Here is a 25,857-nt window from a genome sequence, read left to right as displayed (position 1 = left end):
GCAAACCCTTTGGCAAGATGGGAAAGGTGCAGTGTGAGTTACAAACTGAGTTTTCTAGGGGCGGCCGGCACGGTTACCGGATCGAGATATTTGCTCCAGACGCCCACGCACCGGATTCTGGTCGATTGTGGCCTGTTCCAGGGATACAAGCAGCTTCGCGAGCGCAATTGGCAAAGCTTTCCAGTTGATCCGGCGTCGCTCGATGCGGTGCTGCTCACGCATGCGCATCTGGATCATTCGGGCTATGTTCCGGCGCTGGTCCGCGATGGATTCAAAGGGCCAGTAATCAGCACGCATGCGACGTTCAGGCTGTGCGAGCTGCTGCTCCCGGATAGCGGGTATTTGATGGAAGCTGATGCCCGCTATGCCAAAAGGAAGGGATACAGCCGCCACAAATCGCCGCGCCCACTCTATACTCAGGAGGATGCGAAGACCGCGCTTAAATCGTTCAAGCCTGCACCATTTTCAGAACCAGTAGAGATCACGCCCGACTGCACGGCGGTCTTTCGTCCAATGGGCCATATTCTCGGCGCCGCCAGCATCGAGCTGCAATGTGGCGATCTTCGTATTGCATTCTCTGGCGATATTGGCCGGTATGGCAGCGCGACCATGGTCGATCCCGAACCCGTGCCCCAGGCCGATTATATCGTTACCGAATCGACATATGGGAATCGCGATCATGGCGAAGCAGACCCTGAAAGCGTGCTTGAAGATGTGATCGGAAGAACCGTCAGGCGGGGTGGATCGGTCATCATTCCATCGTTCGCCGTGGGCCGCGCGCAGTCGCTCCTGTACCATCTCAGCCAATTGCGGCGGCGAGGCAAGCTCCCCCAGATCCCGATCTATCTCGACAGCCCCATGGCGGTGAATGCGAGCTCGATATTCTGCGACCATCTCGGCGAGCATCGTCTGACGGAAGAGCAATGCCGGGAAGCCTGCGGTATTGCCGAATATGTCCGCGAAGCCGAAGAGTCCAAAGCATTGAACCGCAACGCCATGCCGAAGATCATTATCTCGGCGAGCGGCATGGCAACAGGCGGCCGCATCCTCCATCATTTGAAGCACAACGCCCCCAGCCATCGCAACACGATCATTCTTGCAGGCTATCAGGCCGGCGGAACACGCGGGGCGGCGCTGCGCGATGGAGCCACTGAACTGAAGATTCACGGTAGCTACATACCGATCAGGGCTGAAGTTGCTCAACTCGACATGCTGTCGGCACATGCCGATCAGGGCGAGCTGTTGCACTGGCTCGAAGGGTTCGGCTCAGCACCGCGGCAGGTTTTCGTCACGCATGGCGAGGCGGCAGCTTCGGATACATTCCGGCATCTCATTACAGAGCGCTTTGGCTGGCCTGCACGTGTTCCGGGACATGCGGAAGTGGTCGATCTTTGATGGGGAGCGCTTCTGACACCGCGAGCGTTCACAATACGGGGACTTCCCATCCTTTGCGCGCGCGCGCCCTCCCGATCGAGACAGGCGGCGAGGCAATGGTCTTCATGCATGAGGATTGCCCGGTCGCGCGGTCGGAAGGATTTCGCGCGCGGGCCCGGGTGGAAATCGTTGCAAATGGGCATACGCTGCTTGCAACCCTCTATCGGGCGACAGGCGAACTGCTTGCCGACGATGAGGTCGGCATTCCGCATTCTTTGCTCGATCGGCTTTCGCTTGAAGATGGCGAAGAGCTGACGGTCAGGCATCCCCAGCCCCTTTCGTCGCTGAGCAATGTGCGGGGTAAGCTTTACGGTCACCGGCTTGCCGAACCGGGCCTTCAGGCAATAATTTCCGATATTGCAGGCGGGCGGTATTCCGATGTCGAAATCGCTGCGTTTGTGTCCGGTTTCGCAGCGCAGCCGGTCGATGTGGAGGAAACGGCCGCGCTCACACGGGCCATGCTTGCCGCCGGAGACCGGATGCAATGGCCAGCGGACCGGGTGATGGACAAGCACTGCGTCGGCGGGCTGCCCGGCAACCGCACAACACCCATAGTCGTGGCAATTGTCGCGGCGGCCGGGCTCTCCATGCCCAAGACGTCCTCGAGAGCCATTACCTCGCCCGCCGGAACGGCCGACACAATGGAAACCATGGCTCCGGTGGCGCTCGATATCCCTGCAATGCAGAAAGTCGTCGAACGCGAAGGCGGCTGTATCGTTTGGGGAGGCAGCGTCAATCTGAGCCCCGCAGATGACGTGCTGATCCGCATCGAGCGCGCGCTTGACATCGACAGCGATGCCCAGCTCGTCGCTTCGGTGCTTTCAAAGAAGCTGGCAGCAGGGTCGACCCATGTGTTGCTTGATCTACCCGTCGGCCCCACGGCCAAGATCAGAAATTCGCAAGGCGCAGACGCCCTGACACACTTGCTCGAAACGGTTGGAACACAATGTGGCCTGAAGATCGCAGCAATGCAGACTGACGGCACCCAGCCCGTAGGACGTGGTATCGGTCCTGCGCTCGAGGCGCATGACGTTCTCGCAGTACTGGGAAACAAGGATAGTGGTCCCGCGGACCTCAGGGAGCGGGCGCTAGCACTCGCCGCCGGTCTTCTCGAATTGGAAGGAACCAGCCGCAACGATGCGCGCGCTGCTGCTACCAGCTTGCTCGTCGAGGGCCATGCGGAAGCCAAGTTCCTGCGGATATGCGAGGCGCAAGGGGGCTTCAGAACGCCTGGCAAGGCGCGGCAAACCCGTGATATTGTTGCGCCCAGGCCAGGACGTATCGCCGCCTTCGACAATCGTCGTCTGGCGCGCATCGCGAAGCTGGCTGGCGCGCCGCAACGCGCAGCGGCCGGTATCGTTCTTCACACGCGCGTCGGCCAGATGGTCGAAAGGGGAGAGCCTCTCTTTACGATCCACAGCGAGAGCCGCGGCGAACTCGACTACGCATATACCTATGCAGCACGAAACGAGGACGTTGTCCGAATGGAGGCCCCATGAACAGAATTGTATTTTCTCTCAGCGAGCCAGCGGAGATGGCAGAAGGGCTCGCCCGTCATTTCGACGCCGATCTCGGCGAGCTGGAGACGCGCCGTTTTCCCGACGGCGAAACCTATCTGCGTCTGCTGACCCCGGTCAGCGGTCGCGATGTTGTTTTACTCGCCACCCTCGATCGACCTGACGCAAAGCTTGCACCGCTTCTCTTTGCGGTTGACGCCTTGCGCGACCAGGGCGCGCGTAGCGTCGCGCTTGCCGCGCCCTATTTGGCCTATATGCGCCAGGACAAGGTCTTCCATTCCGGCGAAGCGGTCACTTCGAGATCGTTCGCGCGCCTTCTTTCATTTTACTTCGATTTCCTGGTGACGGTTGACCCCCACCTTCACCGCATCACGAGATTGGACGAGATTTATACCGTGCCCGCCAAGGTCATCCCTGCAGCTCCATCGATCGCAGAATGGATCGAGACCCATATCCCCGACGCGTTTCTCATCGGCCCCGACGAGGAAAGCGAGCAGTGGGTGCGCGATGTTGCCGAGAGGGCAAAAGTGCCTTCCGCTGTCCTGGAAAAACAGCGCTGGGGGGATTTCGATGTGGCGATCAGCGGAGGGAGTCTTCGCGGTATCGGCGACAGGCAGCCGGTTATTATCGACGATATAGCATCGAGTGCGCGCACGCTCATCGAAACGGTCAAAATGCTTCTCAAAGTAGGCGCTAAGGCGCCCATTTGCATCGTTGTGCACCCGATCTTCGCAGGCGACGCCTATCAGGATTTACTCGCTGCCGGCGTAGCGCGCGTGATCAGTGTCAACGCCATCGAGCATGAAACCAACACAATCGATATCTCCCGACCGATCGCAGAAGCGCTGTGCGAATGGAGCGCCCAAAATGACGAATTGATCGGCGCAGGCGTTTGACCTCGGCTGCTGTTGTGCGGGCAATGCGCCAAGACGTTTGAATGGAGTGAAACACGATGACAACCAAGCAAGAAAAAACGTCAGTCGGTGTAGTCGGCGCCGGTGTCATTGGACGCCGGGTGATCGATGCAATCACGCTGCAGCCCGACATGTCGCTCTCCGGTTTCGCGGATGTGTCGGCGGATTGGCGGATCCGGATGCTGACAGAACGCGAGATTCCGCTGTTCGCCGCAAGCGCGAACGCCAGTGAAGCCTTTGCAGAAGCGGGCGTGAGCGCGGCAGGATCGCTCGATGACCTGATTGCCGCGAGCGACGTCATCGTCGATTGCACACCGAAAAATATCGGCGCCGAGAATGCGAAGGCTTACCGGCGCGCGGGCAAGCCGTTTATCGTGCAGGGCGGCGAAAAGCACGATGTTGCAGGTCACTCCTTCGTCGCTGAGGCGACCTATGAAAGCGCCTTGGGGCGCGATGCGACCCGAGTGGTTTCGTGCAACACCACTTCGATCGTGCGCACATTAGGAACTTTGAAGCGGGCCGGACTTCTCAAAAAGGCGCGCGGTACGCTTATGAGGCGTGCGACCGATCCGTGGGAAAGCCATCTCGGCGGAATCATGAATACCCTGGTGCCAGAGCCAAGCGTACCGAGCCATCAGGGGCCCGACGCGCGCCTTGTCGACCCTGATCTCGACGTCGTCACGATCGCCGTCAAGGTCCCAGAAACCATCGCCCATTTGCATAGCTGGTATGTCGAGCTTACGCGGCCATCTTCGAAACAGGAAGTGCTTGAGGCGTTCGCCTCATCACCTCGAATTCTGCTGATCGATGGACGCAGCGGACTGTCTGCGCTCAACAGTGTGAAGGAAGCGATGGCGATGCAGGGGCGACCCAATTCCGATCTGTACGAAGTGGCCTTGTGGAGCAATATTCTCTCCGTCGACGGGACCGAGCTCTGCTATAATTATATGGTCGACAATCAGGCGATCGTGATCCCGGAAACGATCGATGCGATCCGTGCGCTGACTTCGAGCGAGGACAGTCCCGCTGCATCGATGCAACTCACCAACGAGACGCTCGGTATTGGTGATGTCCTACAGGGCTAGAGGAGACCGAAAAATGCGTGGCGATCATAAAAAGCCAAGTTCCGCATTCGAAGCTGAAAAGGATGCGCGCGGGCGCGAAAATTCGGTCGACGAGGCTGGGGAAGAGTCCTTTCCTGCAAGCGACCCGCCCGCCTGGACTTTGGGGATGGAGCCCCCGCCCCGACCGGCCAATACCAAATGCAAAGCGAAATCCAGCTTGCGGAACTAGAGGGAAGGATAGGCTCTCGTCTCGCCTCACAGACCGCTACGAAGCGCCGCTGTCGACCGTTTCGTGCTGGCACTCACAATCAAGAAAACCGTGAATTACGCAGGTTCGGCACATCTGGAGCAGGCGCTGCTTGAGAGCGCCGCGGGCGCGGTAAAGGCGTACATTGATGTTGTTGACCGTCGTATCGAGACTTTCTGCAATGCTTTCGCGCGGTTCTTCGAGCAAGTCGGCGCGCCAGATGATTTCCGCATATTCCGACTTGAGCGTCGGCAGGAGGCGGTACAAGCAATTGCAAATCGCCGCTTCGATGTCGTCGTCGCTCGGGCCTTCGGCTTCCGCGAGCTCGGCAAGCTCCTGCGGGTCGACAACGGTTTCCTTCATGCGGCTACGTGTCGCTTGGCGATGGAAATCGATCAATGTCGTCGCGAGGACTTTCGAAAGCCACCCCTTGACCGACTTAACGTCTCGCAAGTCATTGGCACGCTCAATAGCGCGCAGCATGAACCGCTGAAGAACTTCTTCAGCATCATTGCGATTGCGCAGCCGTCCGATAAGAAACCGCAGCATCCCCTCATGGCCTTCCACCAGGGCCCGGCGCACCGCTTCATCCATTGGCCGCAAAGCCTCCTCGGGCTCGTTTGTCGTAACGTTATCACTATCGTTCATGCACTGTCCTGTCGGCTGCGCGCTGAAACCTGACGCCGCTGCCTTCTCTTGGAACCAATCGCGATTTGAAGCTGTTACTTTCATGGCATTGATACGTTCAAAGAGCAACTTGAGCGTTGTTATCAACCGGACTGACCTCAGATTTCGAACTGGGCACCCCAAACCAGCCTGGTGCGGAGCTCGCGGCAACTTAGAGTTCGCTCCGGCGAGCCTCTCAGCAGGTAGCTTTGTTGCGCGAATTTGGCGGCCAGGATTGGTGGAGCTGGCCGAACCGTCGCCGGGTTCTGGCGTAGCGTCGTCGGACCGGATGACGGATGGCTCTGTGCGCCACACGTGCATGAGTACCTCCATCGGCATGATCCGGCACTATTCGGCACCTAGGCCGGCCGCAACAACACAGGAGACACGGACGTGAGCTACTATTTTGCCAAGACCATCGAAGCAGGAGACATCGAAGCTGTGCTGGAGCGCGTGAGAGCGGCGCTGCAAGAACATGGGTTCGGCATTCTCACTGAGATCGACCTGCAGACAACGCTAAAGGAAAAGATCAGCGTGGACATTCGGCCCTGCCGTAACCTTGGCGCGTGCAATCCAAGCCTGGCGCACAAGGCGTTGCAGGCCGAGGACAAGATCGGAACCATGCTGCCCTGCAACGTCATTATCCAGCAGGTCGCCCCCGAAGTGTTCGAAGTCGCTGCGGTCGATCCGGTCGCCTCGGTGCAAGCGGTCGAAGACGAGGCGCTAGCAGAGGTCGCTGCGAGCGTGACGAATAAATTGAAAGCGGTGACAGCGGCGCTCTGACAGCGGCTCAATCGGCCTGTTCACCTCCTAAGAAACGTTCCAAGGAGGATGCCTATGCAGGGAAATATTTACGACCAACCCACAAAAATGAAGGGGAAATGACGATGGGGTCCCAGGCGATACAAAAGGCGCGCACTGCCACCGACCCGGCCGAGCGCCAGCGTCTGATGGTTGAGCACGACCAGAAAATACAGGAACACAGGGCAAGCATGGCGAAAGGCGACAATCGATTGCCCAAAAGGCAGCGGTCCTTCCTGCTAAGAGGTTTATCGCTGATCCAATATTTGGGAAATGCCCAACTCAGAGACTCGACCGCTTTTCCTTGTTCTCGAGCGGCAAGGCCATACGGCAGAGCAATCCTTGGGGAAGATAGTCAATTTCGACTTTCCCGCGCAAAGATCGCGTAAGAGTTGTCTCGATCAGGGTACTGCCAAAACCGCGGTGCGTTGGCGGAGATACGGGCGGTCCGCCGCTCTCTCTCCATTCCAGCGTCAGCCGACAGCCCCCATCACTGTCCTCAAGGGTCCATTCTACCGAGACGGTTCCTGTCGCAAGGCTCAGGGCTCCGTATTTCGCAGCATTGGTAGCCAATTCGTGGAGAACCAACCCGACTGAAAGACCTGTCCTCGCATCAAGTGGGACAGTTGGGCCCGCAAGCACGATATTGGTGCCGTTCGCGTTCCGGTAGGGCTCCAACTCGCGAAGGAGCTGATCAAGCAGAGCGACGCGGCTCTCGCCGTCCTGCGTCAGGTTCAGGCTCTTGGCGACCGCCCCAAGCCGCCCCTGCAGCGCTTGCTTGTAGGCATCTACGGATTGGGTGCCACCGGAGGAAAGACTCACGACGGATTGAACCAACGCCATCATGTTCTTCATGCGGTGATTCAACTCGGCGGCGAGTAGGCGTCGCTGTTCGTCAAGCTCACGCCGCTCGCTCACATCGAAGGAGACGCCAACAATGGTTTTGGCTTCTCCTTCCCCTCCCCGCAAGACCGTGCCCCGCGCGGCTACCCAGCGAGATGATCCCTCGCGATCGCGAATCCGGAATTCATCGGCAAACTCTTCGGTCCTGGCAATGACGTTATCGAGCACTCGACGCAGCCCGGGCAAATCCTCCGGGTGAACCCTCGCAAAAGCATCATCGACATGGACTCGTGCCTGTTCGCTCAACCCCCATAGGTGCCGCAAGGCGTCGTCGCCCAAGAGTTCGTCGTTCTGGAGGTTCCATTCCCACGTGCCCATGCGCCCGCCCTCGAGCGCCAGGCGCAGGCGGCTTTCGCTCGCTGCAAGCTCGCGGTTACGCATTTCGAGCTCCTGCTCGAAACGCCTGCGCTCCGAGACGTCGCGGATCACGACCGTGAGGGTAGTGTTCCCATTGAGCAAATGCCGGGATACCGTGGCTTCGACGGGGAATTCTTCGCCCGTCTTGCGTTGCCCGAGCACTTCCCTGCGATGCCCCATAATGCGGCGGGTTGCCTCCGGATCCACCGCGAACGCCTTCACGTCGCTCACATGTCTCGAGCGGAAGCGACGAGGGAGAAGGATCTCGACCGTTTCGCCAAGTATCTCGTCAGCCCCGTAGCCGAAAATCTCTTCAGCCGCACGATTGAAAAGCAGGATGCGTCCGCTTTCGTCTGTGCTCACGACACCATCCCCAATCAGCGCAAGAATATCCGATCCCGAAGCTGCTGATGCAGGATGGTTTAGGCCGGCCATGAATCTTTACCTATATGGTCACCTACGTTGAAAGTCGACACGAGAGTAGCGAGTGTCGCGCGCGTCCGGCATATGTACTCGCCCGCAAATCTGAATTTCATGCTCAAATCTCCTACATTACTTCCATGTCGTGATCTGACATGGACTCCATGTTGTGGCCAGCATGCGGATCGGCCGGTTCCGCGACATCCGAGGTCGTCGGAGCACGTGTCGGCGTCGAACCGGTTGTCGGCGTGCGCGATGGTCGCGCTATGGCCGGACCCGTCGGCTTGCGCTGGGTCGCAGGTACGCTGGCGACCGGCACGGTTTCTACATCCGTATCTGTCGGACTTTCGGAAGCAGCCTCAAAGGGCGACGGCGCGCTCGCCGAGGCTGTCTCGATATCAACCGTAGCTCCGAAATCCGTCATGGGCTCGGGTTGTTGATCGCATGCCGCCAGGCCCGCCAGCGCGGTCCCGAGGAAAAGCGTTCCAATCATCTTCTTTGGCGTGAAAATGCTGCATCATGTTTGTCCTTCAGGTCCAGGAGAGACCAAGGTGATCCGGTCCGTGCGCAAGCTCTCCGCCGAGAAAACCCTGGAGCAGAATGAGCGCGCCCATGACGAAAAGTCCGCTACGTAGAAGGGCTCTGCCTTCACGCGGCCGGTAGGCAAGTCCGGCCAGAGCAAGACCGAGCGCGGTGATCAGCATTCCGTTCCAGCGGTGGAGCTGCATGACTGTGTCTCCGCCAAACCAGACGCCCGTATGTATCCAACCGAACAGGGCTGCGACGACGGCACCGGCCGCTCCGCCATAGATCAGCACGCGGACGGCGGGTTCGGCCGCAGCGCCTCTCCCGGCCATGACGAACAACTCGGCCAGCGCCGCCATCAGGAACAGTGCGATCGGGAAATGGATCGTCGCGGGATGCAGCTTCTTGAGGACAGTGACGAAGTCACCCTCGCTGGCGCTCTCGTGTCCGCCGGATGCGTCATCATGCTCGTCGGAGCCGTGACCGGCTTCGGCAGACTGACCCGAGGCGCTTTGCATCCCGTTCATGCCAGGCGCTTCCTGGCTCGGCTCGGAAGAGGCGGCGACGTTTGCATCGGAACCATGTGCCTCGTCGCCATGCGCATAGACAGGACCGATTGCCAGGAACACTGCGCAGACAAGAATAAAGAAATGGACTGCTTTCATGGAGGCGCGTGCCCTTTCACCGCAGATTAACGAGAGCTATGTTGCCTGTTACGCGTCCCGAGCCGCCTCCCCTCACAAAATATTTGTGCGGGTAGCGCACGCGCCGCGCGTATGGGAAGAACGAAGAGCAGTTGAAGGATCGACCCGCACCGATGGAACAGGATCTGGACCCTATTTTGAGCGCTCTTGCGCACGATGTTTCACCGAGCGTGCCCGGCGGCTTCATGGAAGGCGTCTGGGAACGGGTCGGTGACATGAGTGCGCGGAGGGACAGGGCCATGCGCAGCATGCTGTTTGCCGGCCTGTTCGCAGTCGGACTCGGAGCGGGCGCCCTCACGGTTCAGGCTCCTGTCTACGCTCAGGAACGCACCTACCCCGTGTTCAGCGACGCCCGTCTTTCGCCCGCCGCGCTGCTGCACGTCGATTGATGAAAAGTCCCAAACTGTATATCGCGCTCGCCGTCCTGCTCGCCGCGTTGGCGGGATTTCTGGGAGCGATCGCAGCCGAGCGATGGTTCGCGCCAACCCAGCCGGGCAGCCTTCACGAATTCGTTCACGAACAGCTGGACCTCGACGCCCAACAGGAAGATCGGCTCGACCGTCTCGAGGAGCGCTACGCAATCGAGAACTCCCAGCGCGAACTGGCGGTTCGCCGTGCGAACGCCAATCTGGCCGCCGCGATGGACAAGGAGCATGAATACGGCCCCGAGGTCAGCGCCGCGATCGACGAGGTGCATGCCAGTATGGGCGAATTGCAGAAGGCGACGGTCCGGCATGTCTTTGCGATGCGCAGCATCCTCGACGAAGACCAGCAACGCGAATTCGATCAGCAGGTTGCCCGGTCACTGACCGGTTCGCCTTCGGAATGATCGCGGAGTGCAGGGGCAGCCGGATAGTCAGGAGCAGGCGCTTGTTGCAAGAGTCGCCGCTGGTGACCGCCGCGCATTCACGGAACTTGTAGAGCCGCTCATACCTCGCTTGCTCGCAACCTCATTGCGAATGGTTGGCGCGCGTGATGAAGCCGAAGACGTCGTGCAGAATGCCCTCGCTTCGGCGTGGATCGCGCGCACGCGGCTCGATCCGGCGCCCCCCTCCTCCCGTTTCTCACGACGATCACCCTTAATAAATGCCGCGACAAACTCCGCAGGCGGAAGGCAGCGCAGTTCCTGGGGTTCGGAAAGGATTCAATGCCGGAGCTTGCATCCGATCCGTCTCCCTCCCCGGAAACCGAGACAGTCGATCGGCAGCTTCTGCAAAAGACCCATACCGAAATTCAACGGCTTCCCGTGCGGCTGCGCGAGGCACTGATTCTCGTTGCCTTCGATGGTCGAAGCCAGAGCGAGGTTGCCGACATAATGGGTGTTTCGGAGAAGGCGGTGGAATCGCTGCTTTACCGTGCCCGAAAGGCTCTGAAGGAAAAAGTGCCGCGCGCGTGAGGGGAAAAGCCTCCGGCCGCGTAGGATAGGGCAAACCTCCTTCAAACAGGGCCTTCTCATGCAAGCAATCAATCGACGCAAATTCCTGGGCTCGAGTATCGTGGCCGGTGGCCTGTTGGGTGCCACTGCCGCGATTCCTGCCTGGGCGCGCGGCGGCAACATGAATGGCGCGACGATCCGTCAGGGTTTCGATGAAGTCTCCGGCCGCAATATCGATCTTACCATCGCACGGGGTCCGTTCGCGGTTCAAGGTCGGCGCGGAATGGGGATCGCCGTCAATGGCAGTGTCCCCGGCCCGCTGGTGCGGCTGAAGGAAGGCGAGCCAGTCAATCTCAACGTGGCCAACGCGCTGGACGAAGACAGCTCGATCCACTGGCACGGCCTGCTTGTGCCGTTTCAGTTCGATGGTGTGCCCGGTGTGAGTGTCCCCCGTCAGCACCTATGGCACAGATTAGAGGTTGTGATTTAAGGAGGATTTGGGCTTCGTCGTAGTGACGAAGGAACGAAGATGAAGCCCAAATCCTCAAAGCCCAAATTGCCTGCCGAGCAGGTGGTGAAGGACATCCGCCGCAAGACCCGTCGGCATTTCTCTGCTGAAGACAAGATCCGCATCGTGCTCGATGGCCTACGCGGCGATGACTCCATTGCCGAGCTGTGCCGCCGTGAAGGGATCGCACAGAGCCTGTATTACACCTGGTCCAAGGAGTTCATGGAGGCCGGCAAGCGCAGGCTTGCTGGCGATACAGCCCGTGCTGCTACCACCGACGAGGTAAAGGATCTGCGCCGTGAAGCGCGCGATCTGAAGGAATGCGTGGCGGACCTGACGCTGGAGAACCGTCTGCTCAAAAAAAGCATGATCGCGGATGGGGGAGACGACGAATGAGGTATCCCGCATCCGAGAAGCTGGAGATCATCAGGATCGTCGAGCAGTCGCACCTGCCCGCCAAGCGTACGCTGGACCAGCTCGGCGTGGCACGGCGGACCTTCTATCGCTGGTATGACCGCTACCTCGAAGGTGGGCCGGAGGCGCTCCAGGACCGTCCTTCAGCGCCGAGCCGGGTGTGGAACCGTATTGGGCCCGAGGTGCAGGACCAGATCGTCGAGATGGCTCTGGAGCAGACCGATCTCAGTCCCCGCGAGCTGGCGGTGCGCTTCACCGACGAGAAGCGCTACTTCGTGTCCGAAGCCACGGTTTACCGGCTGCTGAAGGCCCATGATCTGATCACCAGCCCGGCCTACACGGTGATCAAGGCGGCAGAGGCGTTCCACACGCAGACCTCTCGACCCAATGAGATGTGGCAGACGGATTTTACCTACTTCAAGATCATCGGATGGGGCTGGGTCTATCTCTCGACCGTGCTCGACGATTACTCACGCTACATCATCGCCTGGAAGCTCTGCACCACCATGCGAGCCGAGGACGTCACTGACACGCTCGATATGGCGCTGGCAGCTTCAGGCTGCAACCACGCCAACGTGCTGCACAGGCCCCGCCTGCTGTCGGACAATGGCCCCAGCTACATTGCCGGGGAACTAGCCGAATACATCGAGGCAAACAGGATGAGCCATGTGCGCGGCGCTCCCTTCCATCCGCAGACGCAGGGCAAGATCGAACGCTGGCACCAGACCCTGAAGAACCGCGTGCTGCTGGAAAACTACTTCCTGCCCGGCGATCTCCAACAGCAGATCGAGGCCTTCGTCGAGCACTATAACCACCAGCGCTACCACGAGAGCCTGGACAATGTGACACCCGCCGATGCCTACTTCGGCAGGGCTGCCGCCATCATCAAACGAAGAGAAAGGATCAAGCGAAAGACACTCGAACATCGGCGCTTGCAACACTGCAAGCTCGCCGCCTAAACATCAATCCGAGACGAGGCCCACACTCCGCTGATCTACGCCGCGAGTTGTGCCAAATGTTCTGACGACGGACACGCAGCATCGCGTGCGCGACGGATTTCTATCCACCGTCACGCGAGGCGCTCGAGAAAGCCGCGGAACTGTTCCCGAATGCGGATTTCCAGTTAATCCATGCTTATCATGTGCCGTTCGAAGGCTGGCAGAAGGCAGAGTATGTTCGCAAGGACATTGAAAAAGCCGAGCGCAAGGCATTCAATGAGTTCTTGGAAGAAATTGATCCCGAAACGCGAAAGCGGGTCACGACGCATCTTGCATATGGCAGCCCCGGGGGCGCGCTGCGCAAGGACATTCGAGAAAGCGAAGCCGACTTACTAGTCCTCGGCACGCACGGGGAGTCCGCTCTTCGGCACGCGACGATCGGAAGCACAGCCAATGAATTGTTACGAAGCCTTCCGATCGATACCCTGGTGGTCACAGATAACGAGTAGCGCTCAGCGATTTGACCTCGGTTTGCAGGGCTTTATTGGCGTTTCTCAAGATGGTCGTCTCACATAGTCTGCAGATTGCAAACTGATGATATGATCAGCAATCAAGTCGATATCCGTTTCATCGAGATAAACATTGACGTGCTCCCCTGAAATGTGACCGGTTTTTGGTAGAGTCCGACGCAAAGGAGTCGGATTCGAATGAAGCGAAGCAGGTTCAGCGAAGAGCAGATCATCGCGGTTTTGAAGGAACAGGAGGCTGGGATGCCGACGGCGGAAGTGTGCCGCCGTCACGGGATCAGTTCTGCCACGTTCTACAAGTGGAAGTCGAAGTTCGGTGGTCTGGAGGTGTCCGATGCCCGTCGGCTGCGGACGCTCGAGCAGGAGAACAGTCGGCTGAAGAAGCTGCTGGCCGAGGCGATGCTCGACAACGTCGTGCTGAAGGATCTGGCATCAAAAATGTATGACCCGCCCTGTCCATGCAAGGGTCGATTGGTGTTGACGGTGCCAGTCTGCACAAATGTATCCGGCCTCTCGCGAGTGGGCCGCTGTTGCGGCCAGGCCTTGATGAGATCCGCGCGCCTCGTTCCCAGATAAATGCTTCGGGCTTTCTGCCCGCTTTTTTGACGGGGCTTACGATGCGCTGGTCCACTGTCTCGTCATCACTCTTACGAACCTCGCAGTTGGTGGCGGCGCCGTTCAGCCGAACGCTGGAACGCGCCGCTCGTAGGTGGCGCCCGGCTTGGTCAGAATCACCCAGACAACGCGAGCGATCTTGGCAGCCAGGGCGACCGTGACCTTGTTCTTGTGCATCCTGCTCTCAAGCCCGTCGAGCCATGGGCCCAAGCGGTCCCTGCTTCTATCGAGATGTGTAACACAGGATCGAGCACCATGGACGATCATCCTTCGCAGGTATTTATTGCCGCGCTTGCTGATGCCAAGCAGCTTAGTCTTCCCGCCGGTCGAGTGTTCGCGCGGCACTAGACCGAGCCAGGCAGCGAGATCACGTGCCCTGCGGAACTGACGTCCCGACCCTGCCGCCGCCAGCAGAGCGGTCGAGGCCAGCGGTCCGATGCCCGGCACAGTCATCAGGCGCCGTGCGGTATCGCTGCGCGCGGCGATGGCTTCGATCTCGTGGTTCATGGCTGTGATGCGCTGTTCGAGTTCCATCATCTCGCCGTGAACCTCCGTCAGGATCCGGCGCATCGAAGGGGTGAGCTCGTTGGTCTCATCCGCAAGCACGCGCGGTATCTCGGCCTTGAACTTGCCTGCGCCCTGATGGATCGCGATACCATACTCGAGACAGAAGGCGCGCATCTGGCTGATCAGCCTCGTTCGATGGGCGATCATCCGGTCTCGCACCCGGTGGAGTGCTTGCAGGTCGATCTGCTCCGGTGTCCTTATCTCTACGAAGCGCATCGTCGGCCTAGTGACGGCTTCCGCAATGGCTTCCGCGTCGATGATGTCGTTCTTGTTCGACTTTACGAAGGGCTTCACGAATTGTGCCGGCACGATCCTAACTGTGTGCCCCATCCCTAGCAGCTTGCGCGCCAGCCACTGCGAACCGGGGCATGCTTCCATCCCGACCAGAACCGGCGACGCGCGTTCGAAAAACTGCAGCAACGTCTCCCGCCTGAATGTCGCCTTCTGGATCGGTGCATGGGCCGCATCGAGGCCGACAACGTGAAAGACTGTTTTGCCAATGTCGATGCCGAAGACGGCTGCATCTCTTGGTTGGTTGCGTATGCTCATAATTACCTCCTTCTCAGTCCGCCGAATGTGCATGGAAGGACAGGGCGGGTCATCCCATTAATGGTAACGCCCGGCGCGAAGCGGGAAGCCGTCGCCCATGCCCGTGAACAGCACGGGCTGAGCGAGCGTCGGGCGTGCAGTCTGGTTGGTGTGAGCCGCAGGGTGATCCGTTACGAGCCGACGAGGCCGGATGACGGGGCGTTGCGGCAACGGTTGCGTGAGCTGGCGGCGGAACGTCGTCGGTTCGGCTATCGCCGCTTGGGCTACCTGCTGGCGCGGGAAGGCATAAAGCCCAACCACAAGAAGCTGCTGCGCATCTATCGCGAGGAAGGCCTCAGGGTGCGTCGCCGTGGCGGTCGCAAGCGGGCGCTGGGCACGCGCAGGCCAATGGTGCTGCCAGATGGTCCGAACCAGCGGTGGTCGCTCGACTTCGTCTCTGACAGCCTCATCTGCGGCCGACGCTTCCGCATCTTGTGCGTGGTCGATGACTTCTCGCGGGAATGCCTGGCGCTGGTGGCTGATACGTCGCTGTCAGGCGCACGGGTGGCCCGGGAACTGACCAGCCTGATCGGGATGCGCGGCAAGCCGCACACTGTGGTCAGCGATAACGGCACGGAACTGACCTCGTCGGCCATCCTGCGCTGGTCGCAGGAGCGGCGCGTCGAGTGGCACTACATTGCGCCCGGCAAGCCGATGCAGAATGGCTTCGTGGAAAGCTTCAATGGCCGTCTGCGCGACGAATGCCTCAACGAGACGCTGTTCACCTCACTGGCTCATGCCCGGTTCGTGCTCACTGCATGGCGGCACGATTACAACACGGTCAGGCCACACTCGAAACTGGGCGGGAAGACCCCCGCCGAGATCGCCGGCGAACGTGTCTGGGGGCATGCCCCCAGACACGTTGCCATCCCATCAAACATCAATCATGAAGGAGCGAGACTCTACCTCTGAATGGTAACAATCAGGGGAGCACGTCACTGACGTTATCAAGGTACGCGTGCCGGGCAGTCGTCCCGAGGTTTCGCTGGCCGCTTTCGTTCTTTAGGGAAAGGGCATGAATCCGACCGTTGAATATCGATCCAGGCTCATGAGCGCAAAAAACGCCATCGAGATGATCCCCTCAAGCGCACATCTGGCCATGGGGATGGCGGTCGCTCAGCCGCCGGCGCTCTTGGATGCTCTGGCGGTCCGCGCGGAAGACGGTAGATTTGAGCAATTAAATCTTTGGTACTTTCATTCGATGGAACACGCAGGCCGGACGGTCCTGCGGTACGACCTGCTTGATAGGGTGCGGCCTCACTGCATGTTCCTGACGCGCATTGAACGCGAACTTTTAAGGCGCGGCGATGCAGAGGGCCGGACGGCGATCGAGTTCGTGCCCGTCGCTTTCAGCGAATCCTCTCGGCTGCTGGCCGAGCAGGTACCGGTGGAAGCGATCGTCACTGCCGTGTCACCTATGGACCGGCACGGCTGGCTCACCTTCGGAACAAACAATGACTATGCCAGTACGGTCGCTCGGACTGCCAAGCGGGTGATCGTAGAGGTCAACCCGAACATGCCGCGAGTGTTTGGCGACTCGTTGCTGCACATATCGGAGGTAGACGCGATCATCGAAAACGAGGCGCCGCTGCCCGAACTCGTCTTTCCGGACAGCGACCGTGACGACGAGACTATTGCGCGGACAATCGTCGACATGATCGACGACGGTGCATGCCTGCAAATGGGGATCGGCACGCTGCCGAATGCCGTCTGCGCAATGCTGACCGGGCACAAGGATCTTGGCATTCACACCGAGCTCATGACGCCCGGACTGGCGAAGCTTATCGAGTGCGGGGTGGTGACGAATCGGTTCAAGAGCACCTATCCGGGCAGGAGCGTCTTCACCTTCGCGATGGGCGACCGGTGGTTTTACGACTTTCTCGACGATAATCCGTCGATGCACAGCGCGCCGGTGCAGGTCGTCAACGATCCGCGCCACATATCGAAAAACGACAACGTCGTGTCGGTGAACGCCACACTTCAAGTGGACCTCGGCGGCGCCTGCAATTCGGAGCATCTATTCGGGCGGCAATACAGCGGCTCGGGCGGGCAGCTTGATTTCGTCCGTGGCGCGGCGGCCTCGAAGGGCGGCAAATCGATCATTGCCTGCCACTCCACCGCCAAGGGCGGGACGGTCTCGCGGATTGTGCCGAAACTGGAGGGTCCGGTGACGACACCGCGCAACGACACTCAGATAATCGTCACGGAATACGGGTGGGTTGATCTCAAGGGCAGAACCTTAAGCGAACGGGCCGAGGCATTGATCAGCATCGCCCATCCGAAGTTCCGCGGGGAGCTTGCCGAAAGCCTGGCAGCGGGACGAATGACGTAGGGTTGGTCCCTTGCTGCCGCTCTCCGCAGAACCGCCGAGATATGATAAGATGGTCTCTCGGTTCCGCTACCATCATGAAGATTGACCTTTATCAACGCGTGCCCGTGTCGAGCGCCCTATAGCTGGCTGGCGAAAGTGCGGGAAGAGGAGTGACGACGATGACCAAGACAATGAAAGCGGCGGTTGTACACGAGTTTGGCAAACCGCTGGTCATCGAACAGGTCCCTGTTCCAGAGCCCGGCCCGGGCGAAGTGCTGGTGAAAATCGTGGCATCGGGCGTATGTCATACCGATCTCCACGCCGCCGCCGGGGACTGGCCGGTCAAACCGAACCTGCCATTCATCCCAGGCCATGAGGGGGTGGGCATCGTCAGCGCACTTGGAGAAGGCGTCACTGATTTGAAAGAAGGCGACAAGGTCGGGATCGCGTGGCTGCACGATGCTTGCCGCAACTGTGAATATTGCGAAACCGGCTGGGAAACGCTTTGCGAAGCCCAGCATATGAGCGGATACACGGTCAACGGCACATTCGCAGAATATGCGATCGGCGCGGCACCTTTCGTGGCCCGGCTCCCGGACGATGTCGATTTCGCCGCTATGGCACCGATACTGTGTGCGGGCGTCACCACCTACAAGGGCATCAAGGAAACCGAGGCCAGGCCCGGCGAATGGCTGGCGATTTCCGGCATCGGCGGCCTGGGCCATGTCGCGGTGCAATATGCCAAGGCAATGGGTTTGCACGTGGTGGCGCTAGATGTCGCCGACGAAAAGCTCGCGCTCGCCAAGGAGCTGGGCGCGGACGTGGCGATCAACGCTGGATGACGACGCGGCCGAGCAGGTGAATACAGCTACGGATGGAGGGGCCCAGGGCGTGCTGGTCACGGCTGTTTCGGTTCCCGCGTTTGCGCAGGCCCTGAAAATGGTTCGCAGAAAAGGAACCATCGCCTTGACCGGACTGCCGCCCGGTGAGTTTCCCACGCCGATATTCGATGTCGTGCTGAAGCGGATTACCACGCGAGGTTCAATCGTGGGCAATCGCAGGGATCTGGCAGAAGCCGTGCAGTTTGCAAATGAAGGCAAGGTCAAGACGCGCATCAGCAAGGCCCGGTTGGAGGACGTCAACGATGTGTTCGCAAATCTCGAGGCCGGCAAGGTCGAGGGCCGCATCGTTATCGAGCTTTGATCGTCTGTCAGTCCGCGCTTATCTCGCCAGCCTGCCTAAAACTGCAAAAGCAAAAACTCGAACCACATTTATCTTCGATGCTGGTATCAACACAGGATCATTTCACCGTATACGAAAAGTAGCGCTCCATTAGAAACAGGTCTGACATATCATTGGCCACCTGAGTGCGAGCCAGTCGGTTGCGCATGCCAGTTCTGAGTTTGCAGGAACTTTGTCGCGCCATACCCAAGGGGAGGTTATAAGAAACCTTACTATGAGGATCGCCGTTTTCAGTTCGAAGAACTATGACCGTACTTTTCTCGATGCGGCTGCCGAGAGGACAGATGGAAAGCATCAGTTCACCTATTTGGATGGACAGCTGGACAAGCAGTCCGCACTGCTCGCGAAGGATCACGATGCGGTTTGCGCCTTCGTTAACGACAGGCTCGATCGTCAAGTTCTAGAGATTTTGGCTCGGGAAGGGGTCAGGTTGATCGCACTTCGCAGCGCCGGTTTCAACCATGTGGATCTGGAAGCTGCCCGGATGGAAGGGCTGACAGTGGCGCGCGTACCGGCTTATTCGCCCGACGCTGTCGCCGAGCACACGGCCGCTCTGATCCTTTCGCTCAATCGCAAAATACACAAGGCCTATGCGCGTGTGCGGGAAGGTAATTTCGCACTAGAAGGACTGCTTGGGTTCGATTTACGCGGACGCACCGTCGGCATTGTCGGAACCGGCAATATCGGGCTCTGCATGGCGGGGATCATGAGAGGCTTCGGCTGCCAATTGCTCGCGCACGATCCGCAACCTGATCCGCAAATGGAGAATCTTGGAGGTCGATATGTCAATCTCGACGAGCTTTTCGAGAGATCGGACATCATTTCGCTTCACTGTCCGCTGACTCCGCAGACCCATCACCTGATCGACCATCAAGCCATTGGCAAGATGAAGGAGGGCGTCATGCTGATCAACACGAGCCGTGGCGGAGTGGTCGATGCCAAGGCGCTGACCGCCGGCCTCAAGAGCGGAAAAATCGGGTCGGTTGGCCTCGATGTTTACGAGGAAGAAGAGAATCTGTTTTTCGAAAACCTGTCGAACCAGCTGATCCAGGACGATGTTTTTGCCAGGTTGCTGACTTTCCCCAACGTTTTGATCACAGGTCATCAGGCCTTCTTCACGCGCGAAGCCATGACGGCGATTGCCGAAACGACGATAGCCAACATAACCCGCTTCGAAGAGGACGGCACTGCGCTCCACGAGGTCTCGGTCGAGAAACTTGCCTGAGCGATGGCGGGACTGGCGCTCCTGCCGTTCATCGCGTTCGTCGTTCTTCTTGTCGGCCTGCGCCGCTCGGCAGCGGAGGCCGGGGTCTGGAGTGCCGCAGGCGGTCTCGCAATCGCTGTTCTCGTGTTCGATTACCCTTTGAACTCGCTGGCACTTGCCGGCCCCGCGCTGGAAGCTGTGTTTACTTCGGCGACGATCCTGTGGATCATTTTCCCCGCGCTCTGCATCTACGAATATCAGCAGCGCACGGGAGCTACCGCCGAGATAGGGCGCTGGCTGGCTTCCGTATCGACAAAGCCACAAATCCACGCATTGTTGCTCGCTTGGTTTTTCGGTCTGTTCCTCGAGGGGGCCGCGGGCTTCGGAACGCCGATCGCGCTGGTGGCGCCAATGCTTGTCGGGCTTGGCTTTGCGCCGCTGCGCGCGCTCGTGCTGGCGTTGTTCGGCCATGCCGCCGGCGTTTCGTTCGGAGCTGTCGGCACACCGATCGTACCGTTGGTCGAAACCATGGCGGCGGACCCCCGGACCCTGTCCCTGCTTATCATGCTTTTGCATGGCGCAATCGGCTGGATGCTCGCCATGCTTGTATTCCGCCTCGCTCGGCCCGACGATCCCGCGATGCGCGCCAGCTGGCTGGCGCCGATCGGCGCGGCACTGCTGTTCCTTGTTCCGGCTGCGGTCTTCGCCTGGGCGACGGGGCCCGAGTTGCCGACGCTGGGCGGAGCATTGATCGGAGCGCTGTTGTTCGTTGTGGTGGTGCGGCGACGAAGAATGGCCCCCGCTGGCTCCATCCCTGCGGGGACGCTTGCAATGGCAGCGATGCCTTATCTTGCAGTACTGGTTCTGATTCTTGCTACCCGGCTGGTCCCGCCAATCACAAGTATATTGCAGGAAGCAACTCTGGAATGGACCTTGGGACGGAACTTTGGAGGTTCGCTAGCGCCGCTTTACCATCCGGGCACGTTGCTGATGCTTTCCCTGCTTATCCCCGCATCCGCAAATGCAACCGGGCGAAGCATGCTGAACGTCACCTTCGTTGCCGCAGCCCGCCGGTTGCCTCCGGTCGCCCTGGCCCTCGTTTCCGTCCTGCTGCTTGCCCGATTCATGGTGCATAGCGGAATGATAGAAGCACTGGCCCTCGCTGCCGCCGAGTTGCTGGGATCGGCCTGGCCGCTCGCTTCGCCATTGACCGGAGCGCTGGGTTCCTTTGTCACCGGTTCGGCCACGACCTCGAACATCGTCCTGGCCGAATTCCAGGTGTCCGCGGCGTCTGCGGGCAATGTCGCGCCGCTGCTGGCGCTTGCCGGCCAGGGTTTCGGCGCAGCGATCGGCAATATCGTCGCGCCGCACAACATTGTCGCCGGCGCCGCAACCGTGGGTTTGATTGGCCGGGAGGGGGAGGTTCTGAAACAGACGCTGCCCGTCTGCTTGCTTTATGCGGTTGCTGGCGGCGCACTGCTCCTTGCGCTGTCTGCCTTGCTGCCGATGTTCTGAAATCGCCGCGAACGGCGTAACCCTCAATCCGGCCGCCGGCGTCAGAAGCTGTGGTGTTTTGACATATCTCCATAAAGCCGATGGATATCGTCTGCCCGGGCAAGGTCGGTACCGGGAGTAAGCACGGCGGCAGCGCCGGCCGCCATGCCGAAGCGCAAGGCGTCGACAGGCTCACGCCCAGCCGAGAATGCATGGACCATTGCCGCCAGAAAACTGTCTCCTGCTCCGACGGCACTCATGGCTTCCACGGGAAGCGCGGGGAGCCGGGTTGTTCCATTTCCATTCGTCAGGATCGCGCCGTCGTGACCCATGGTCACTGCGACATGCTCGGCTTCTCCGCGCCGGACTATGCCTTCTGCGGCTTCGATAATCGCTTCCTCTTCCTGCAATTGCTTGCCGGTCAGCGCGCGCAGTTCGCCAATGCTCGGCTTCACCAGAAAGGCGCCGCCGCCTTCCAGGCCGTGGGCCAATCCGGCTCCGGAGCTGTCTAAGACAAACCGTATGCCCCGCTCTTTAGCCAATCTGCCAATGCGGGCATAGAAATCCTTCGGCACGCCCTGCGGGAGCGAACCGCTGGCGACGAGGTAATCACAGCTGATTTCCGCCACGGCAGCTTCGCATTCCTGCCACTCTGCAGCCGATATGATTGGTCCGTCGGTTACGAAGCGGTATTCACTCTCGCTGTCCCGCTCAAATATCGATGTGCTTACCCGGGTTTCGTCGGCGATCGCGATCCGGTTGCGCACCAGCTGATGCAAATCGACTAGCCAATCGAGAGCAGCACCAGCCGCGCCTCCGCTCAGGTAGCAGCAACGGGCGTTGCCTCCCAGCCGCACAAATACTCGCGCAACGTTGATACCGCCGCCGCCAGGGTCATGTCGTTCATTGCCTCCGCGCATCTTGTGCACTGGCAGGATGCGATCGATTTCGAACGCAACGTCGAGGGTTGGGTTCATCGTAAGCGTCGCAATACTTAGCATCAGGCGTTGATCTCCAGTTCCGCTTTAACCAGCAAACGTGTTTTTCATGGCAAGGTGTCAGTTCGGGCCAGAAAAACTACATAGCAGCGAACTGGCAACAAGGCGCAGTTCAATACCCTATTGCACTGGGAACTGCGCGAAAAGCCGTGGCGGTACGCTATGCACCACGCATCGGGGCCCAAACTTGGCGGTGTCAATGCCAGCCAGAGGCTTGTGGGCGTTTAGAAGGTTTGCAGGCATCCTGTGGCTGGTAGTATATCAAGGTCGAACCGCAGCATGCCGAAAGCCCCGCCCAGGTGTTGGGGCCGCCTGGAGATTACAGTTGACCCGCATGGAAGTTTCGCTTTCGCCCGAACACCTCGACGCAGCGGTGTTCGATCTTGATGGTGTGCTTACCGACACGGCTGGCCTGCACGAAGCAGCGTGGAAGGAGACCTTCGATGCCTTCCTGCGCCGAGGACGCCCTCCCTTGGCCTATTTCAGCCAACAAGATTACCGGGCGTTCGTCGATGGACGCCGCCGCGAGGACGGCGTGCGCGCCTTCCTTGCCTCGCGCGGCATCGAATTACCCGAAGGATCGGAGTCCGACCCGCCCAATGCTGAAACGGTACAAGGGTTGTCCCGGCGCAAGAACGAGGCGGTACAGGAGCGACTGCGGCGCGATTCTGCGCCGCTGCCGGGTGCCAGGGCCCTGCTTCACGCTTTGCGACAAGCAGATATCCGGGTGGCGGTCGCTTCCTCCAGTGCTAACGCAGGGGCGGTACTCAAGGCCACCGGGCTGGACCGCTTTGTCCAGATCCGGGTTGACGGGGTCGACTCCGCTCGACTTGACCTGCCGAGCAAACCGGACCCGGCGCTGTTTCGCGAGGCTCTGAAGCGGCTGGAAGTCGAGCCGGCACGGGCGGCGATCTTCGAGGACGCGATCGCTGGTATCACGGCGGGTCGGAAAGCCGGTTTCCATACCGTTATCGGCGTCGGTCGTGGACAGCATGCCGAGGCTTTGCTTGCAGCAGGTGCGGACATGGTGGTGCCCGATCTATCCGCTGCGGAAGTTGTCTAAGCTTCGGCTTCGAGACAGATTTCACATGATATCGTCGGGTTCGGCGGGATCGACTGCCCCGGAGTCCAATTCCGGATCGGGCGGCGCTTTCGTCGTCGGTCGTCGCGCCTCCGGAACGGCGGGGCCCATCTGCACGGTTTCGTCCTCGTGCATGATCTCGATCGCATCGCCGGCTTCCAGCCGGTAGACCGTCTCCTGGTGATCGATCGACATGCGAAGGCGCCGCCCGCGGATCGTGAGCGGAATTTGCAAGCGTGTCCATTCGGCAGGCAGGCGGGGGCGGAACCTTGTTTTGCCACTTCCGTCGCGCAGACCGGCGAACCCGTAGGCGAGCGCCATCCAGGTGCCTCCGATTGAGGCGACGTGTGCGCCGTGCTTTACATTGCCGCCCACGTCGGAGAGATCCATCGAGGCGGCGAAATTGAAGTAGTCGAAGGCCTTTCGACTATAGCCGATCTCACTCGCCATAATCGACTGGATGCAGACAGACAATGAACTGTCATGAGTGGTGATCGGGTCGTAATAGTCGAAATCCCGCTTCTTTTCGGCATCGGCGAAGCTACCGTTCATCAGGAACATGGCCAGCAACGTATCGGCCTGCTTGATAACCTGCGATCGGTAGAGATTCAGGGGATGATAGTTCAGCAGAAGGGGATAATTCTCCTCCGGCGTGTTCTCGAAATCCCAAACCTCCTTGTCCAGGAAGCTGTCGTCCTGCGGATGGACGCCGAGCCGCTCGTCATAAGGCAGGTACATGCGATCTGCCGCTTCGCTCCATGCCCCAGGCTCTTCGGGTGCCAGGCCTGTCCTCTCGATCAGCGCTGCGCGCGCCTCGCTGCCGAGAGAGAGTACGACTTTGGCTGCGAGGCGCAGGTTTTCCTGCGCCATCAGATTGGTGAAGTAATTGTTATCGACAACCGCGTTGTATTCATCCGGGCCGGTCACCGCGTTAATGCAGAACCTGCCCTCCCGGCGGGCTGAAAAGAAGCCGAGGTCGAGCCAGAAGCGAGCCGTCTCGACCAGGATCTCGGCGCCGTAGCGGATCATGAAGCCATCATCCCCGGACACTTCGACATATCTATTTAATGCATAGGCGATGTCGGCGTTGATGTGATACTGCGCGGTGCCGGCCGCGTAATAAGCCGAGGCCTCGTTCCCGTTGATTGTCCTCCAGGGAAAGGTTGCGCCCCGATGACCCAGTTCGCGCGCGCGCGCCCGTGCCTGGGGAAGCATATCGTAACGGAATTTGAGCACCGCGCGCGCGGTATCGGGCGCGGTGTAGTTCAGGAACGGCAACACGTAGATCTCGGTGTCCCAGAAATAGTGGCCTTCGTAGCTGCGCCCCGTCAGGCCCCGCGCGCCGATACCATGACCATGCACACGGAAAGACGCTTGCATGAGCTGAAACAGGTTCCAGCGTATGACCTGCTGCATCGCAAGGTCGCCCTCCACTTCCACGTCCGCACCGGCCCAGAATTGCGCCACGTTCTTCTCCTGTCTTGCAAGCAAGGCGGGGAAACCGCGTGCGATGGCCTTGTCGAGACTCGCTCTGGCAGCGGCAACCATGTCGTCGCCGTCTTCGGCCCCGTAATGATAGGCCATGAACTTGGTGAGCCGGACCGGCACGCCCGCACGTCCAGCTATTCGCATCGTCACCGCGGCGCCGGTCTCCTTGCGTTCCGCGACCGTCTCGCACGGTGAGGACGTTTCGAGCACGTGATCCATCGCGCAGCCGAGCGCGAGCCGCGAACCGCAGGTCACAAAGCCCAGCACGGCTCGCAAGCCGTCCACCGAGCCGCCGGTGGGGCACAGAATGCTGCCGTCCGGAGTTTCGGCCAGTCGCGGGTCGAAGTCTTCGAGTGGCAACGGAGCGCGCTCCACGATCTCCGACGAGATCACCAGGTCCACGTCGTCCTCGGGCACGAGTTCCCAGCGGATCGCAGCGACGTGCTTCATGTCGAACGAGACCAGACGTGTCGTTTTCAGCGTAAGACGCCGCCCTCGCTGCGTTCTCCACGTGACGTTGCGCGTGAGCACGCCTTTCGCCAGATCGAGGCGGCGAGAGAACTCCAGCACCTCGGCCTTGGCGAGATCGAAGATTTCATCATCGACGGTCAGGCGTATGGGGGTGCCATCGGGGCAGACAAGCATGCTCTGCCCAGTGTCAGGAAAACCGTAGGCGCTTTCACCGTAGGTAATCGGCCGCGTTTCGTAGAAGCCGTTCAGATAGGTACCCGGCTCCTCCACCGGTTGTCCCTCGTCGATCGTGCCGCGGATGCCAAGATAGCCGTTGGAGAGCGCGAACATCGTTTCCGCTTGCCCGACATAGGCCTGAAGAAGGTCGAGGTCGAAGCGCGCCACCCCCACTCCCCACGGGTCGACGGGGAAGATGTCCCTGGGAGGGGTAAGGCGTGGGCGCAACATGGATTTTTCCTGATCGTAGGGGGAATGGATGGACGAA

At 60.0% G+C, this 25,857-nt stretch carries 22 protein-coding genes and 3 pseudogenes; 18 read left to right on the top strand and 7 right to left on the bottom strand.

All coding sequences use genetic code 11. From position 1 onward, the window contains the following. Positions 1-33: 33 nt before the first annotated feature. Genes CP97_RS05595 through CP97_RS05580 form a run of 4 tightly spaced genes read left to right on the top strand, consistent with a single transcriptional unit; the run spans position 34 to position 4,950 of the window. A complete protein-coding gene (locus CP97_RS05595; RefSeq protein WP_048885131.1) occupies positions 34-1,395 on the top strand; it encodes an MBL fold metallo-hydrolase RNA specificity domain-containing protein in 1,362 nt (453 codons plus the stop codon). A 53-nt stretch (positions 1,396-1,448) separates the two neighbouring features. Continuing rightward, positions 1,449-2,933, top strand: a complete 1,485-nt coding sequence (locus CP97_RS05590) for a thymidine phosphorylase family protein (protein ID WP_227819682.1) — start codon at positions 1,449-1,451, stop codon at positions 2,931-2,933. Continuing rightward, positions 2,930-3,847, top strand: a complete 918-nt coding sequence (locus tag CP97_RS05585) for a ribose-phosphate pyrophosphokinase (RefSeq protein ID WP_048885129.1) — start codon at positions 2,930-2,932, stop codon at positions 3,845-3,847. Before CP97_RS05590 ends, CP97_RS05585 begins: the two co-directional genes overlap by 4 nt. A gap of 56 nt (positions 3,848-3,903) precedes the next feature. Beyond that, positions 3,904-4,950 carry a type II glyceraldehyde-3-phosphate dehydrogenase gene (locus CP97_RS05580; protein WP_048885128.1) on the top strand — a complete coding sequence of 349 codons (1,047 nt, stop codon included), beginning with the start codon at positions 3,904-3,906 and terminating at the stop codon, positions 4,948-4,950. Positions 4,951-5,194: 244 nt separating this feature from the next. On the opposite strand, the gene CP97_RS16485 is transcribed toward CP97_RS05580, so the two are convergent. Beyond that, positions 5,195-6,175, bottom strand: coding sequence for an RNA polymerase sigma factor (locus CP97_RS16485; protein WP_227819681.1), 981 nt, complete (start codon positions 6,173-6,175; stop codon positions 5,195-5,197). Between the two features lie 60 nt (positions 6,176-6,235). Between CP97_RS16485 and CP97_RS05565 the strand changes: the two genes are divergently transcribed. Further along, positions 6,236-6,625 carry a DUF302 domain-containing protein gene (locus CP97_RS05565; protein ID WP_048885126.1) on the top strand — a complete coding sequence of 130 codons (390 nt, stop codon included), beginning with the start codon at positions 6,236-6,238 and terminating at the stop codon, positions 6,623-6,625. A 300-nt stretch (positions 6,626-6,925) separates the two neighbouring features. On the opposite strand, the gene CP97_RS05560 is transcribed toward CP97_RS05565, so the two are convergent. The 3 genes from CP97_RS05560 to CP97_RS05550 form a co-directional block, all read right to left on the bottom strand. Continuing rightward, positions 6,926-8,338, bottom strand: coding sequence for a sensor histidine kinase (locus CP97_RS05560; protein WP_048885125.1), 1,413 nt, complete (start codon positions 8,336-8,338; stop codon positions 6,926-6,928). A gap of 112 nt (positions 8,339-8,450) precedes the next feature. Next, a complete protein-coding gene (locus tag CP97_RS05555) occupies positions 8,451-8,816 on the bottom strand; it encodes a hypothetical protein (RefSeq protein ID WP_048885124.1) in 366 nt (121 codons plus the stop codon). A 37-nt stretch (positions 8,817-8,853) separates the two neighbouring features. Next, entirely contained in the window at positions 8,854-9,513 is a 660-nt protein-coding gene (locus tag CP97_RS05550; protein WP_048885123.1) for a DUF2231 domain-containing protein, read from the bottom strand. 152 nt (positions 9,514-9,665) lie between these two features. Here CP97_RS05550 and CP97_RS05545 point away from each other — a divergent pair, with 152 nt between their 5' ends. The 7 genes and pseudogenes from CP97_RS05545 to CP97_RS05510 all read left to right on the top strand — a co-directional run. Further along, positions 9,666-9,941 (top strand): hypothetical protein, encoded by a 276-nt coding sequence (locus CP97_RS05545; protein WP_053106553.1) that lies wholly within the window; start codon positions 9,666-9,668, stop codon positions 9,939-9,941. Continuing rightward, a complete protein-coding gene (locus CP97_RS05540; protein WP_048885122.1) occupies positions 9,941-10,381 on the top strand; it encodes a periplasmic heavy metal sensor in 441 nt (146 codons plus the stop codon). The genes CP97_RS05545 and CP97_RS05540 overlap by 1 nt, the downstream gene beginning before the upstream one ends. Positions 10,382-10,567: 186 nt before the next feature. Beyond that, a complete protein-coding gene (locus CP97_RS05535) occupies positions 10,568-10,948 on the top strand; it encodes an RNA polymerase sigma factor (RefSeq protein ID WP_227819680.1) in 381 nt (126 codons plus the stop codon). A gap of 58 nt (positions 10,949-11,006) precedes the next feature. Then, on the top strand, positions 11,007-11,417 hold the full coding sequence (locus CP97_RS05530; protein ID WP_048885121.1) for a multicopper oxidase domain-containing protein: 411 nt from the start codon (positions 11,007-11,009) through the stop codon (positions 11,415-11,417). A 39-nt stretch (positions 11,418-11,456) separates the two neighbouring features. Next, positions 11,457-12,808 (top strand): IS3 family transposase gene (locus CP97_RS05520; protein ID WP_149036422.1). Its coding sequence is split into 2 segments (ribosomal slippage): positions 11,457-11,792 and positions 11,795-12,808, totalling 1,350 coding nucleotides; the frame shifts between segments, so codons are not numbered across the junction. An 80-nt stretch (positions 12,809-12,888) separates the two neighbouring features. After that, positions 12,889-13,296 (top strand): universal stress protein, encoded by a 408-nt coding sequence (locus tag CP97_RS05515; protein ID WP_082863729.1) that lies wholly within the window; start codon positions 12,889-12,891, stop codon positions 13,294-13,296. A 198-nt stretch (positions 13,297-13,494) separates the two neighbouring features. Then, a pseudogene (locus tag CP97_RS05510) lies at positions 13,495-13,764 on the top strand (transposase); the annotation flags it as partial. Positions 13,765-13,992: 228 nt separating this feature from the next. On the opposite strand, the gene CP97_RS05505 reads toward CP97_RS05510, so the two are convergent. Continuing rightward, positions 13,993-15,045 carry an IS110 family RNA-guided transposase gene (locus CP97_RS05505; RefSeq protein WP_048884335.1) on the bottom strand — a complete coding sequence of 351 codons (1,053 nt, stop codon included), beginning with the start codon at positions 15,043-15,045 and terminating at the stop codon, positions 13,993-13,995. Between the two features lie 60 nt (positions 15,046-15,105). On the opposite strand from CP97_RS05505, the pseudogene CP97_RS05500 reads away from it, so the two are divergent. The 5 genes and pseudogenes from CP97_RS05500 to CP97_RS05480 form a co-directional block, all read left to right on the top strand. Continuing rightward, positions 15,106-15,996, top strand: a pseudogene (locus CP97_RS05500) (IS3 family transposase); the annotation flags it as partial. Between the two features lie 103 nt (positions 15,997-16,099). Continuing rightward, complete coding sequence (locus CP97_RS05495; RefSeq protein ID WP_048885118.1) at positions 16,100-17,416, top strand: acetyl-CoA hydrolase/transferase family protein; 1,317 nt, start codon at positions 16,100-16,102, stop codon at positions 17,414-17,416. A 158-nt stretch (positions 17,417-17,574) separates the two neighbouring features. Next, a pseudogene (gene adhP, locus CP97_RS05490) lies at positions 17,575-18,598 on the top strand (alcohol dehydrogenase AdhP). Positions 18,599-18,851: 253 nt separating this feature from the next. Further along, positions 18,852-19,862, top strand: a complete 1,011-nt coding sequence (locus tag CP97_RS05485; protein WP_048885117.1) for a 2-hydroxyacid dehydrogenase — start codon at positions 18,852-18,854, stop codon at positions 19,860-19,862. Between the two features lie 3 nt (positions 19,863-19,865). Continuing rightward, positions 19,866-21,356 carry an L-lactate permease gene (locus CP97_RS05480; RefSeq protein WP_048885116.1) on the top strand — a complete coding sequence of 497 codons (1,491 nt, stop codon included), beginning with the start codon at positions 19,866-19,868 and terminating at the stop codon, positions 21,354-21,356. A gap of 41 nt (positions 21,357-21,397) precedes the next feature. Here CP97_RS05480 and CP97_RS05475 read toward each other — a convergent pair whose 3' ends face one another. Next, entirely contained in the window at positions 21,398-22,336 is a 939-nt protein-coding gene (locus tag CP97_RS05475) for a 1-phosphofructokinase family hexose kinase (RefSeq protein ID WP_048885115.1), read from the bottom strand. A gap of 331 nt (positions 22,337-22,667) precedes the next feature. On the opposite strand from CP97_RS05475, the gene CP97_RS05470 reads away from it, so the two are divergent. Next, positions 22,668-23,396, top strand: a complete 729-nt coding sequence (locus tag CP97_RS05470; protein ID WP_048885114.1) for an HAD family hydrolase — start codon at positions 22,668-22,670, stop codon at positions 23,394-23,396. A 21-nt stretch (positions 23,397-23,417) separates the two neighbouring features. Here the strand turns inward: CP97_RS05470 and CP97_RS05465 are convergent, their stop codons facing one another. Continuing rightward, positions 23,418-25,820 (bottom strand): glycoside hydrolase family 65 protein, encoded by a 2,403-nt coding sequence (locus CP97_RS05465; protein ID WP_048885113.1) that lies wholly within the window; start codon positions 25,818-25,820, stop codon positions 23,418-23,420. Between the last annotated feature and the right edge of the window lie 37 nt (positions 25,821-25,857).

Origin of the sequence: Aurantiacibacter atlanticus, from assembly GCF_001077815.2 — a bacterium.
GTDB classification, from domain to species: Bacteria; Pseudomonadota; Alphaproteobacteria; order Sphingomonadales; family Sphingomonadaceae; genus Alteraurantiacibacter; species Alteraurantiacibacter atlanticus.
This window is presented reverse-complemented; position numbering and strand designations above follow the sequence as displayed.

Bases quoted from the DNA above. Each gene is read 5' to 3' on its own strand.
- CP97_RS05585 (WP_048885129.1), top strand. From the start codon at position 2,930: ATGAACAGAATTGTATTTTCTCTCAGCGAGCCAGCGGAGATGGCAGAA.
- CP97_RS05580 (WP_048885128.1), top strand. From the start codon at position 3,904: ATGACAACCAAGCAAGAAAAAACGTCAGTCGGTGTAGTCGGCGCCGGT.
- CP97_RS16485 (WP_227819681.1), bottom strand. From the start codon at position 6,175: ATGGAGGTACTCATGCACGTGTGGCGCACAGAGCCATCCGTCATCCGG.
- CP97_RS05560 (WP_048885125.1), bottom strand. From the start codon at position 8,338: ATGGCCGGCCTAAACCATCCTGCATCAGCAGCTTCGGGATCGGATATT.
- CP97_RS05555 (WP_048885124.1), bottom strand. From the start codon at position 8,816: ATGATTGGAACGCTTTTCCTCGGGACCGCGCTGGCGGGCCTGGCGGCA.
- CP97_RS05550 (WP_048885123.1), bottom strand. From the start codon at position 9,513: ATGAAAGCAGTCCATTTCTTTATTCTTGTCTGCGCAGTGTTCCTGGCA.
- CP97_RS05545 (WP_053106553.1), top strand. From the start codon at position 9,666: ATGGAACAGGATCTGGACCCTATTTTGAGCGCTCTTGCGCACGATGTT.
- CP97_RS05540 (WP_048885122.1), top strand. From the start codon at position 9,941: ATGAAAAGTCCCAAACTGTATATCGCGCTCGCCGTCCTGCTCGCCGCG.
- CP97_RS05530 (WP_048885121.1), top strand. From the start codon at position 11,007: ATGCAAGCAATCAATCGACGCAAATTCCTGGGCTCGAGTATCGTGGCC.
- CP97_RS05505 (WP_048884335.1), bottom strand. From the start codon at position 15,045: ATGAGCATACGCAACCAACCAAGAGATGCAGCCGTCTTCGGCATCGAC.
- CP97_RS05495 (WP_048885118.1), top strand. From the start codon at position 16,100: ATGAATCCGACCGTTGAATATCGATCCAGGCTCATGAGCGCAAAAAAC.
- CP97_RS05485 (WP_048885117.1), top strand. From the start codon at position 18,852: ATGAGGATCGCCGTTTTCAGTTCGAAGAACTATGACCGTACTTTTCTC.
- CP97_RS05480 (WP_048885116.1), top strand. From the start codon at position 19,866: ATGGCGGGACTGGCGCTCCTGCCGTTCATCGCGTTCGTCGTTCTTCTT.
- CP97_RS05475 (WP_048885115.1), bottom strand. From the start codon at position 22,336: ATGCTAAGTATTGCGACGCTTACGATGAACCCAACCCTCGACGTTGCG.
- CP97_RS05470 (WP_048885114.1), top strand. From the start codon at position 22,668: ATGGAAGTTTCGCTTTCGCCCGAACACCTCGACGCAGCGGTGTTCGAT.
- CP97_RS05465 (WP_048885113.1), bottom strand. From the start codon at position 25,820: ATGTTGCGCCCACGCCTTACCCCTCCCAGGGACATCTTCCCCGTCGAC.